Raw genomic sequence first — 12019 nt, 5'->3', positions numbered from 1 at the left:
GTACGGCGCTATGTGTCTACCCAGTTAGGTATTCCCCGACCGGAGGTCCTGTCCCGTTACGCACTGAGGGAAAATACACGCCGGGAACACCATGCGCTTATCAGACAGCATTACGGCTATCATAATTTTGGCTATTTTCCCTGGGCATTCAGGCTTAAACGTCTGCTGTACACCCGGGCATGGCTCAGCAATGAGCGTCCCGGACTGATGTTTGATTTTGCCACAGCATGGCTGCTTCAGCACAAAGTGTTGCTGCCCGCCGCCTCTACGCTGACAAGGATTATTGGTGAAGTAAGGGAACGGGCTAATCGTCGCCCGTGGAGAAAGCTGGCGTCGCTGCCTGACAGCCGGCAGACAGCACAACTGGCTGGCTTACTGGAGGTCCCGGAAGGACAGCGGATATTGGTGATGGAGCAATGGCGAAAAGGTCCTGTAGCGGTAAGTGGCCCGTCTTTTACAGAGGCACTGGAACGGTATACCGCCTGAGGAATCTTGAGTTTTCACGGCTGGATTTTGACGGTCTCCCGGCCATACAACTGCGTAATCTGGCCCGCTATGCGGGAATGGCGTCAGCAAGGTATATCGCCAGAATGCCCGAAATACGACGTCTGGCCGTTCTGACCGCGTTTGTTAAAGCGCAGGAAATAGCCGCACTGGACGACGCCGTTGATGTGCTTGATATGCTGATCCTGGACATTACCCGCGTGGCGAAGAAAACAGGGCAGAAAAAGCGGCTCAGGACGCTGAAAGATCTGACCGGGCTGCATTGCTTCTGGCGAGGGCCTGTGCACTTCCGCTTGACGAAAACACGGATGATGAAACGCTGCGAAAGACTATATTCAGCAGTGTGCCGGTCGTCAGGCTTGCGGAGTCTGTTGATAAAGTTAACGAACTCGCCCGACCGCAGGACAACAACTTCCATGATGAAATGGTGGAGCAGTATGGACGCGTAAAGCATTTCCTGCCTGCACTTCTGCGCGATCTTCACTTTCGGGCCGTGCCTGGCGGTAAGCATACTCTGGCGGCTATCCATTACCTGACAGAACTGAACGGTTCGAAAAAACGTATCCTTGATGATGCACCTGAGCGCATCATTACCGGCCCCTGGAAACGCCTGGTTTATGATACGGAGGGACGGATTCAACGCGCCGGTTATTCACTGTGCCTGCTGGAGCACCTTCAGGATTCACTGCGTCGCCGGGATATCTGGCTGGAAAACAGTGAGCGCTGGGGCGATCCGCGTCAGAAGCTGCTTCAGAGGAAAGAATGGCTGGCTCAGCGAATCGCTGTTTGTCGTGCGCTTGGACACCCCACTGATGGCAGAACCGCCGCAGAGCAGCTGGCGAACCAGCAGGACGAAACCTGGAAAGCCGTGTCTGCGCGCTTTGACAGCAATGAGGCCGTGAACATGTGTCATGAAGGTAAATACCCCTCTCTGACCATAGGCAGTCTGGAAAAGCTCGATGAGCCGTCCGCGCTGACGCAACTGAGCAGCCGGGTGAAACAACTTCTTCCGCCCGTGGATCTCACCGAGCTGCTGCTTGAGATCAATGCCAGAACAGGCTTCACCCGTGAGTTTACGCACGTCAGTGAATCAGAGGCCAGAGCAAAAGATCTGCATATCAGTCTGTGTGCCGCTCTGCTGGCCGAGGCCTGCAACATCGGGCATGAACCACTGATAAAACACAATATACCGGCGCTGACCCGCCACCGGCTCAGCTGGGTGAAGCAGACTTACCTCCGGGCTGAAACGCTTGTCAGCGCCAACGCCCGGCTGGTTGATTTTCAGTCCACGCTGGAGCTGGCCGGTCGCTGGGGTGGCGGCGAGGTGGCTTCAGCCGATGGCATGCGCTTTGTTATGCCGGTTAAAACCCTCAACGCCGGACCTGACCGGAAATACTTTGGTTCAGGGCGGGGGGATTACCTGGTATAACTTCATTTCCGATCAGTATTCCGGGTTTCACGGCATCATCATACCGGGGACACTGCAGGATTCTATTTTTGTACTGGAAGGTCTTCTGGAGCAGCAGACCGGGCTGAATCCGGTTGAAATAATGACGGATACGGTAGCAACCAGCGATATTATTTTTGGCCTGTTCTGGCTGCTGGAATACCAGTTTTCGCCCCGGCTGGCGGATGCCGGAGAAGCCGTATTCTGGCGGTTCGACAAAAATGCCCACTACGGCGCACTGGATGAACTGGCCCGGGGATGCGTGGAACTGCCGAAGGTTGAAAATCACTGGGATGAAATGATGCGGGCATCCGGCTCCCTGAAGCTGGGCACCATCCATGCATCGGAACGGCTCCGTTCCCTGCTCAGGAGTTCCCGTCCATCGGCGCTGGCGCAGGCGATCATGGAAGTAGGGCGGGTCAACAAGACGCTGTACCTCCTTCATTATATTGATGATGAGGATTACCGCCGGCGGATCCTGACGCAGCTCAACCGGGGAGAAGGCCGACATGCCGTCGCCAGGGCCATCTGATATGGGCAGCGTGGTGAAATCAGAAAACGTTACCGTGAGGGACAGGAAGATCAGCTTGGTGCGCTGGGCCTGGTGACGAATGCGGTAGTGCTATTTTCTCCCTGCCAGCGAGATTATTTTCTGACAGGCTTTTGCCAAGGGCTTTCCGATCGCCATCAACCGGTCCGGGAGAAAGTTTGGCCCTTACATTGTCGGCAACAATTTCTCTACCCGGATTCTCCAGCTCCACCTCTGTGTCATTCTCAATATACCCTGCGCATGCCTCAGTAATCAGTCGGTTATAGGGGATACGTCCCAGCCAGGGGGAATGGCGATCTTCAGTGCGGTTTTTGCACTCATTGCGGAAGCCGCACCCGATATAGGCTACCGGCGTTCCCTGCTCTGTGCGGCGACAAGCCTGGTCTGTCCTCGTAGAGCGCCCGCATTAGCTGACGGCATCAGTCAGTGTTTCGGACGACGGCCGTAAGGAAATGGCTGCCTTACGGCCAGCAATGTCACCACTCAACGCAGATTTTGCCCACGTGAGCGCCGCTTTGCTGATAAGAGAAAGCCTCGCCAAGCTCCTCATATTTGAAAACACGATCGATCACCGGCTTCCTGTTCATTATCTCAAGGGCTTTGACAAAATCAGACTGCTCCTGGCGGCTTGCCACAATCACGCCTTTAATCTGCACCTGCTTTGCCAGAAGGGAAAGGACAGACAAGGCGGCCTCATCGCCTGAAAGGATACCAATCTGCGCAATATGGCCGCCTACTTTGATCGATTTCAGGGATTCATTCAGGGTTGCCGGCCCCCCTACTTCAACCACATGGTCTACGCCAAACCCCTGGGTCAGCTCAAGAACTTTATCTCCCCATCCTGGCGTTGTTCTGTAATTGATAGTTTCATCAGCGCCCAGTTTGCGGACAAAGGCGAGCTTTTCATCAGAGGAAGAGGTAGCAATGACTTTGGCCCCCATTGCTTTAGCTATCTGTAAAGCAGCGACGGAGACGCCGCCGGTTCCCTGAACCAGCACTGTTTCTCCTGCTTTAAGATGTCCGTCTGTTACCAACGCCCGCCAGGCCGTCAAAGCCGAGGTGGTTATGGTGGCGGACTCTGTATGGCTCCATCCCTTCGGCGCGTGGGTAAAGGCGTTTTGCGAACGTACAACGTATTCACTTGCCATGCCATCAACACCGTCGCCGGGCGTGTGCGTAAAGCCGCCCACGGCGGGCACAGGCTTGCCTGCCAGCCAGTTGGGGAAAAACGTAGAGATCACGTGTTCGCCTACTTTAAACGCCTCAACGCCTTCTCCAACTTCCTCTACTATTCCCGCACCATCTGACAGCAGAATGCGACCATCTCTGGTAGGAAACTGCCCGGTTGCAACGATTAAATCATGGAAGTTTAGCGAGCTGGCTTTAACTGCAACCCGAATTTCACCTTTGCCGGGCCTGCCCGGATCGTCAATATCTGACACGATAATGTTATCCAGGCCGCCGGGGGCTTTAAGCTGTAGTGCTTTCATCAGGGATCTCCTGTTTGGGCATGCGTTTTATGTGATAACCCAGTTTAAACATAATTGCAGGGTCACGCTGTTGAAGAGGGTATTTTGTTACACAGAGTGGAATTATAAAAAGCGTTTAGGCTGTCCGGAGCGTTCAGGCCGACCACTTCCGGCAATATATCTATAACGGGTTTTGTGGATAAACCCGGTACCGACGCGCTGTTAATATAGGGGATTTGCGAAGTAATGTTACCCCGCGTTATCTGAAGCAGCAAGCTTTCCGCTTCATAGAGTGCAGGCCACTGCCGGTCATAAGCAACAATCGGTGCTTTTCGCATGTTTGCCCTTCCCCATTGTCTGGATATCAGTTTAGCCTGAAGGCGGGTTGCCAGCCGTGGCTCCTTTTTGACAGAGATGTTTGTGCAACGGTAGTCCTGTCTCAGCTTCGATCATGAAGAAGATTCATGTTCATTGAAAACAAATCACTTTTCCTCAACCAGCGACTCAGGCATAAAGTATGGATTGTTAATAACTTTAGATAATATGAAATCTGGGGTGCCCTGAAAGGCAACAAATAAATCAGATTTATAACAAACCAGGATACCAGACGGCCATGAATAAAGCGTTTACCTTTACCATTAAAAGCCTTCGTTTCGACGAAAACTATAACCCCTCCGGGAATACGCGTATCACCACCAATTTTGCCAATCTGGCGAGAGGTGAGAAACGTCAGGAGAACCTGCTTAACGCTTTAGTAATGATCGATAATCGCTTCAATGCGCTGGCGCACTGGGATAATCCCAAAGCCGATCGCTATTCCGTTGAGCTTGAAATTATTTCCGCCGAGTTAAATGTTGAAGTTAAAGGCAATGCCTTTCCGGTGATTGAAATATTAAAACCTACCATCATTGATAAAAGCACCAATGAACGTATCGATGGCATCGTAGGCAATAACTTTTCCTCTTACGTACGCGATTACGACTTTAGCGTATGGCTGCCGGAGCACAATAAAGGCCGGTCCGAATTTACTATCCCGGATAATTTTGGCGAGCTGCATGGCAATATATTTAAACGTTTCGTAAGTTCGGCGGTCTATAAAGAAAAATTTAATAAAGCGCCCGTTATCTGCCTGAGCGTTTCAACCAAAAATACCTATTGCCGCTCAACGAACCAGCATCCCGTGTTAGGCTTTGAATATCAGCAGGATGAACCTTCTCTGACCGACATCTATTTTGCCAAAATGGGGCTGCAGGCGCGTTATTTCATGCCGCCTAACAGCGTTGCGCCTTTGGCCTTTTACTTTCATGGCGATCTGCTCAGCGATTACTCCAACCTTGAGCTTATCAGCACGATCAGCACGATGGAAACCTTTCAAAAAATTTATCGTCCTGAGATCTACAATGCTAATTCCGCAGCAGGAAAGCTGTACCAGCCTGACCTGAAACACCAGGATTATTCTTTAACCCGAATTGTTTATGATCGAGAAGAGCGCAGCCAGTTGGCTGTTGAGCAGGGGAAGTTTACTGAAGAGCACTTCATTAAACCCTACCAGACTATTCTTGAGCAATGGTCTGCTAATTCCGCTCTTTGATAAACCGAAGATATAAGGCCATTTTTATGAAAAAGCTTTTACCGACATCCACCGCTGGCAGCTTACCTAAACCTTCCTGGCTTGCGCAGCCGGAGACGCTTTGGTCACCCTGGAAATTACAGGATCGGGAACTGATTGAGGGCAAGCAGGATGCTCTCCGCCTGTGCCTTGCCGATCAGCTGCAGGCCGGAATTGATATCGTCAGCGATGGCGAGCAAACGCGTCAGCATTTTGTCACGACCTTTATTGAGCACCTCAGCGGCGTGGATTTTGAAAAACGGCAGATCGTCAAAATTCGCGATCGCTATGATGCGAGCGTTCCTACGGTCGTGGGCGAGGTGACCCGGCAAAAGCCCGTATTTGTTGAAGATGCGAAATTTTTACGTCAGCAAACCCAACAGCCAATTAAATGGGCCTTGCCTGGCCCTATGACCATGATCGATACGCTTTACGACAGCCATTATAAAAGCCGTGAAAAGCTGGCCTGGGAATTCGCCAAAATTCTTAACCAGGAGGCCAGAGAGCTGGAGGCGGCCGGTGTCGATATTATCCAGTTTGACGAGCCGGCATTTAACGTCTTTTTCGATGAGGTTAATGACTGGGGAATTGCCGCTTTAGAAAAAGCCGTTGAAGGGCTGAAATGTGAAACCGCCGTTCATATTTGCTATGGTTACGGCATTAAAGCCAACACGGACTGGAAAAAAACGCTGGGTTCAGAGTGGCGCCAGTATGAAGAGGTTTTCCCTAAGCTGAAAACGTCGGCTATCGATATCATCTCGCTGGAATGCCAGAACTCTCATGTGCCGATGGATCTTATTGAACTGATCCGCGGTAAAAAGGTGATGGTGGGGGCTATCGACGTGGCGACCAATGCCATTGAGACACCTGAAGAAGTAGCCAGTACGCTACGAAAAGCCCTTCAGTTTGTCGATGCCGACAAGCTTTATCCTTCAACCAACTGCGGCATGGTGCCTTTATCCCGTCAGGTAGCAAGGGGCAAGCTGAATGCCCTCAGCGCCGGCGCAGAAATCGTTCGTAGAGAAATTTTAGCCAGGTAACTCTGCTGACCAGCTAATCTTCTGAAAACTCAGTCCGGATTGAGCCATATTCCTCAAAGCCAGCCGGACTGAGTGACAAATACCGTTTTCAGCAACGTTATTTCCTGGCAGAACGTCTTCCAGCTGTCTCCGGTTTACCCCGTATTATTCAGACGATTGTAACCGCTCCCTGTCCGCAATCTTTACGTATGCACTGTGAAATACACCACATAATTTAATCGGTACGCTCAAGAATTTCTTCATTGTGACGATACAAACGGTAATCATCTGCCTTTCGGTATTCTGCCATGAAAGTTTCAACCCGTATTGTCGGAGGCTTCGGCCTCATGGTACTGCTGCTGGTCATTTGCGCCGGCGTGGCTATTAATGCTCTTAACCACGCCCGGGACGATATGGGCGACGTGGTAAACGTCAAAATGAAAAAGTTTCAGCTGGCGCTGGATATGCGCGCCAGCGTACGTGATTTGTCTATCGCGGTGAGAAACCTGGCGTTGCTGACCGATCCGAAGGAAATGGCGCCCGAATGGGAGCGTGTGCAGACCCAGAAACGCCTGTTCCTCAAAAACCGTGAGGAGCTGGGTCGGCTGATGGAAACGGATTCGGTACCGGCGGGACGGGAGGCGTACCGGAAGATAGTGGAAAGAGAAGGGCCGGCGCTGGCAAGCTTTGAAAAGGCAGGTCAGCTTGGATTGCAGAATCTGCAGCAGGAGACCGTGACTTACCTGATGACCGTCTCTCGCCCGGCGCAGCGGTCGCTGCAGGAAGCCCTCAATACCCTGACAGAGGTGCAGATGCAAAATGCCCGCAGCGCGGTGGAAAGCAGCAGCGATCAAAGCCGTCGCGCCGGGCTCCTGTTGGTCGGCCTGGTCCTGGTATCTGTCCTGCTTGCTGGCGGCACCGGCTTTATGACTATACGGATCCTGATGCGCCAGCTGGGCGGTGAACCGGTGCAGGCGCAGGTACTGGCGGCAGCGATCGCCGACGGCGACCTGACCTCTCAGATCATGCTTCGTCCCGGCGATAATACCAGCATGCTGGCATCGCTCGCCCGAATGCAGAATCGCCTGGGCGAACTGGTATCAAGGATTAAGGACGCTTCGGCTTCCGTAGCCCTTGCCTCTGATGAAATCGCCAGAGGGAATACCGAACTCTCGGCCCGTACTGAACAGCAGGCAGCTGCGCTGCAGGAAACGGCCGCGAGCATGGAAGAGTTAACCGCGACGGTGAAAAGCAACACGGCGGGCGCCACTTATACGGCTGGATCGGCGCGGGAGGCGGCCGAGCTTGTCCGTCACGGTGAAAAGAACGTGCGCCAGATGACCGAAACGATGGCAGACATCTCTGCCAGCGCGGCGAAGGTTCGCGATATTACCGGCACCATCGAGAGCATCGCCTTCCAGACGAATATTCTGGCGCTGAATGCGGCGGTTGAAGCCGCACGCGCTGGCGAACAAGGCCGGGGGTTTGCCGTAGTAGCCAGCGAGGTCCGCACGCTGGCGCAGCGTAGCGCGACGGCAGCGCGGGATATCAAAGGCCTGATTGAAAACGCGGTGACCATGGTTGAGGCTGGTGTGGTAGTGGCCGACGGCACTGCGGAAAATATCATGAGCGTGACCGGGAAGGTCAGCGAGCTGGCTGAGGCAATGGATGAAATCGCGCTGGCTTCAAACGAGCAGATGCAGGGCATTTCTCAGGTGACCGTGGCCGTGGGCCAGATGGACGGCGTAACCCAGAGCAACGCCGCGCTGGTAGAAGAGTCCACGACCGCTTCCCAATCGCTGGCGGAGCAGGTTCATGCCCTGAGAGGAATGGTAGATACCTTCCGCGTCTGAAGAGGAGAGCCCCGGGAGTCGGCTAAAAAGCCACTCCCGGCCGGCTCGCTATTCAACGTCAGAAAGCCGAAAAAAACAATTCCCAACGCTTTTCTTCTTTCCTTTAGCTGCGTGCACGGCGGGTCATGACGCCTCTCAAGAGGACGTGCCTGAAACCGGAGCCGGTCGCACAAGGTTACCCTTGTTTCGGACAGCCACTGCCGGCATACACGCTGGACGGGTACAGTAATATTTATATAAAACAGGATACTACGTGTTAATCTTGGCAGTCTGTCCGGACCGGACCGGACCGGACCAGGCCGGTGCCTGGTGACGGTATGCTTACATTTGTCGTCCGGCAGCAGTAATGAAATCGGCCCGGACGATGCAGAAAGCAGCTAAAATTGACGTTAAATTAAATCTTCGGAGTGGCTTATGAACGATGAAATCCCGCTTAAATACTACGACATCGTGGATGAGTATTCGACAGAATGCGCAGCACCCGTGATCGAGGCAGAACGTAAATCTCTGGCGCACTATTTCCAGCTGCTGCTCGATCGCTTATCAAATAATGAAGAGATCGGTGAGGACGCGCAGAAAGAGATGGCTAAAGAAGCCGGTATCAACGAGAGCCGTATCGACGATATCGCCTCTTTTCTTAATCAGTGGGGCAACGAGTAGTTTTGTCACAGCAGCCGCTAAGGCTGCTTGTCTGTGTCGTCTTATGTGTAGCGGCAGCAAGCTTTTCAGGTAAATTTACTGAACGGGAAGTAGTACCGCCGTGTGATAATATTTATAAGAAATAAAGCGCTGTAAATTTAAGTAAAAACGAATGATTTATAACAATAACGAACCGATGATATTAAGCCAAATTTAGCCGTTATTTACCCTGTTATTCAGGGCTAAAATTCAGGATCCGGACAGGAAAAGATGCCACAATTACTCCCCCTTCGCACGATAACGGTTTTGGCGCTGATGATTGTGGCGGGCTGTTCTTCCCATAAGCCCGATGAAGCGAACGATAATAGTCTCAATACCACCCATCGCGCTGGCGAACCCGATCTTATTCCGGTTATCGCGGCATTACATGACCAGATGTACGCATGGGAAGGTACGCCTTATCAGTGGGGCGGTACGGAACTCTCCGGCGTAGACTGCTCGGGCTTTGTCTGGCGAACGCTTAAAGACCGGTTCAACTTACCCATGAAGCGAGTCACCACCAGCCAGCTGATCCACATGGGAAAACGTATCCAGCCCGATCGTTTGCAGCCTGGTGACCTGGTCTTTTTCCGTATCAACCGCCAGATGCACGTAGGCTTTTATGATACGGACCGGCATTTTCTTCACGCTTCGGCCAGCCGTGGCGTAATGCGATCGTCCCTGGATAACGTTTACTGGAAATCGGTATTTCTGGAAGCGCGCAGGCTGCCGAACGAACGCGGCGCTCAGATATCATTTAATTATGAAGCAGACGACAAGAACGTTCTGGCTAAAAATTAACGATCACCCAAATCCTGTGGCGGATAAATCATCGCCATTGGTTTTGGCGTCCAAACCTTATTTTTTGCGACTCAGCTGCAGCAAATTCGGGGCCGGTATAGTAAAGCCCAGGCTTTTGGTTGTTAACATTAGCGAGTGGCACCATAAAATATCTGTTATAGCTAATACAGCACAATAATGGTCAAAATTCTTAGATCTGATCGCGCGGGGGGCAAATATCACAATATATTCAGATACCCCGCTTGCTCAATAGTCGCGTTTTCCTTACTTTTCAACGCCACAAATTATCCAGAAATCGCTGGCCAGATCTGGATTGGTTACATAGTTATAAGGGATATAGACACAACCTTTATTTAACGGCCTTTCCCCATCAATTTCGGATGCGGAAAAGATTATTCTCACCATCATAGCCCACGCATAAAACGGCATGTCCGCCCTGAGGTGTCTCATCTCTGCCGGACACAATCTCAAAAGAGCAGGTTGCGCATACAGATTCAGGCGCGCTGGAGCGATGGTTGCACCAAAAAGTGTTCCGCAAATTTTCTCGAACCGTTTTGATAAATACGCCCCGTGGGACGCAGCCTGGCGTACCGGTGTTCATGAATAGCAGGCTGGTACCACAACAAAATATTCGGCATTTCATACCTTTCAGGCTGGACGCCGCCTTCTTATATGCAGGTTGGGCAGGGGCTGTTGCATGTCGTGCCGGTGCCGGAAGCGATGGCTTATCTGCTGTTGCGCCCGCTGCTGAAAGATATCCCGGAGGAAGAGCCGTGCGGCGTTGCGCCCGGGAAAGTGCTGCCCGTGTCGGAAAAATGGCATCCTGAACTGATTCAGGGATCGTGCACAATACCTTCTTGCCAGGCGGAGAATTCAGTCTGATGGCATTATGATGTTATTCATTCTGTCGCCCCGGTAGAAGATCAGCAGGGGTACGGGTATATCCCGGCCGCACCTCTCTGTGACAAGCACGCCGTCTGCGCGGTCGCCGTTGCGCAGGCGCAGGCGCAGGCGAGTCGCCCGCCGATTTTCCAAAGGAAGATTATGAAGCCACCTGGGAAGATTGCTTCACCCCTGAAAAGCTGAACGCGAACGGGCGCCGCAGTCCTGGACTGAAATGACACCCCTGCCGATCCGCTTTCGGCGGACGGGCGGCATTTGTAGCGGCCTGTCTTTCTGGTAAGCTTGCTAAAAAGGCTTACCGGCAGGCGGCAGGCACCATGAACGTACGTCATCAGAATATTATCCAGCTCGTCAGTGAACGCGGCAGCGTCAGCGTCAGCGAACTTTCTCAAATTACCGGCGTTTCCGAAGTAACGGTACGTCAGGATCTGAACGTGCTGGAAAAAGGCGGTTTTCTGCGTCGCGTGCACGGATCGGCCGTTGCGCCTGAAAGTGATGATGTGGGCGCAAGGATGCGCACCCGCTATGCCGTCAAGAAACGTCTTGCAGAGCATGCGGCTTCCCTGGTGAATGCCGGAGAGGCGGTTTTCATTGAGGGAGGCAGTACTAATGCGCTGCTGGCCAGGGAGCTGAGTGAAAGACGCGACATTACCATTATTACGGTCAGCCATTACATTGCCGGATTGCTCAGGGAAACGGGGGGAGAAGTCATTATTCTTGGCGGCCTGTATCAAAAAAGCAGCGAATCCGTGGTTGGGCCGCTGACCCGACTTTGTATCCAGCACCTTAACTTCCATAAGGTCTTCATCGGCATAGATGGCTGGGACGCGCTGACCGGTTTTACCGGGCGTAATATGCTGCGCTGCGATGTCGTTAACGCCCTTGTGGCTAAAAATACACATACTATCGCACTGACCGATTCGTCGAAATTTGGTCAGATCCATCCGTATCCGCTCGCCCCCGAACACCCTTTCAGTCACGTCATTACCGATACCGATTTACCCGATACCTGCAAAGAGATTCTTCAGGCGCAGGGGCTGCGTCTGGACATTATTGGTCCCGCCTGAGCCTGTGGGTTTATCGGGCTTTGTTGCAAAGATTGGGGAGACCCGGCCGTCGATGTTGTCGACTGACCTTACATTTCAAAGACCCGGTTCACCAGACGCATCTCACCCTGGGGATGACC

8 protein-coding genes and 2 pseudogenes are annotated in these 12019 nt (G+C 52.6%); 8 read left to right on the top strand and 2 right to left on the bottom strand.

Annotation, left to right across the window (positions count from 1 at the left end; all coding sequences use genetic code 11):
- Positions 1-12 precede the first annotated feature (12 nt).
- Positions 13-2582: pseudogene (locus tag EGK14_RS20200) on the top strand (Tn3 family transposase); the annotation flags it as partial.
- A gap of 395 nt (positions 2583-2977) precedes the next feature.
- Here EGK14_RS20200 and EGK14_RS20195 read toward each other — a convergent pair.
- Complete coding sequence (locus tag EGK14_RS20195; protein WP_125290880.1) at positions 2978-3991, bottom strand: NAD(P)-dependent alcohol dehydrogenase; 1014 nt, start codon at positions 3989-3991, stop codon at positions 2978-2980.
- 62 nt (positions 3992-4053) lie between these two features.
- Positions 4054-4308, bottom strand: a complete 255-nt coding sequence (locus tag EGK14_RS20190; RefSeq protein WP_125290879.1) for a GrpB family protein — start codon at positions 4306-4308, stop codon at positions 4054-4056.
- Between the two features lie 275 nt (positions 4309-4583).
- On the opposite strand from EGK14_RS20190, the gene EGK14_RS20185 reads away from it, so the two are divergent.
- The 7 genes and pseudogenes from EGK14_RS20185 (at position 4584) to EGK14_RS20155 (ending at position 11900) form a co-directional block, all read left to right on the top strand.
- Positions 4584-5561, top strand: coding sequence for a DUF1852 domain-containing protein (locus EGK14_RS20185; protein ID WP_125290878.1), 978 nt, complete (start codon positions 4584-4586; stop codon positions 5559-5561).
- A 26-nt stretch (positions 5562-5587) separates the two neighbouring features.
- Entirely contained in the window at positions 5588-6619 is a 1032-nt protein-coding gene (locus EGK14_RS20180; protein WP_125290877.1) for a methionine synthase, read from the top strand.
- A gap of 287 nt (positions 6620-6906) precedes the next feature.
- Positions 6907-8451: a methyl-accepting chemotaxis protein gene (locus EGK14_RS20175; protein WP_125290876.1), complete on the top strand. Its 1545-nt coding sequence runs from the start codon at positions 6907-6909 to the stop codon at positions 8449-8451.
- A 414-nt stretch (positions 8452-8865) separates the two neighbouring features.
- The gene (locus tag EGK14_RS20170) at positions 8866-9111 is read left to right on the top strand and encodes a YmjA family protein (RefSeq protein ID WP_125290875.1); all 246 of its coding nucleotides are present in this window, start codon (positions 8866-8868) and stop codon (positions 9109-9111) included.
- Between the two features lie 249 nt (positions 9112-9360).
- Positions 9361-9930 carry a C40 family peptidase gene (locus EGK14_RS20165; protein ID WP_125290874.1) on the top strand — a complete coding sequence of 190 codons (570 nt, stop codon included), beginning with the start codon at positions 9361-9363 and terminating at the stop codon, positions 9928-9930.
- A 455-nt stretch (positions 9931-10385) separates the two neighbouring features.
- Positions 10386-11051 (top strand): annotated as a pseudogene (locus EGK14_RS20160) (YbiU family protein); the annotation flags it as partial.
- A 99-nt stretch (positions 11052-11150) separates the two neighbouring features.
- Positions 11151-11900, top strand: a complete 750-nt coding sequence (locus EGK14_RS20155) for a DNA-binding transcriptional regulator YciT (RefSeq protein ID WP_125290873.1) — start codon at positions 11151-11153, stop codon at positions 11898-11900.
- The last annotated feature ends 119 nt before the right edge of the window (positions 11901-12019 follow it).

Origin of the sequence: Erwinia sp. 198 (assembly GCF_003937915.1) — a bacterium.
GTDB classification, from domain to species: Bacteria; Pseudomonadota; Gammaproteobacteria; order Enterobacterales; family Enterobacteriaceae; genus Erwinia; species Erwinia aeris.
This window is presented reverse-complemented; position numbering and strand designations above follow the sequence as displayed.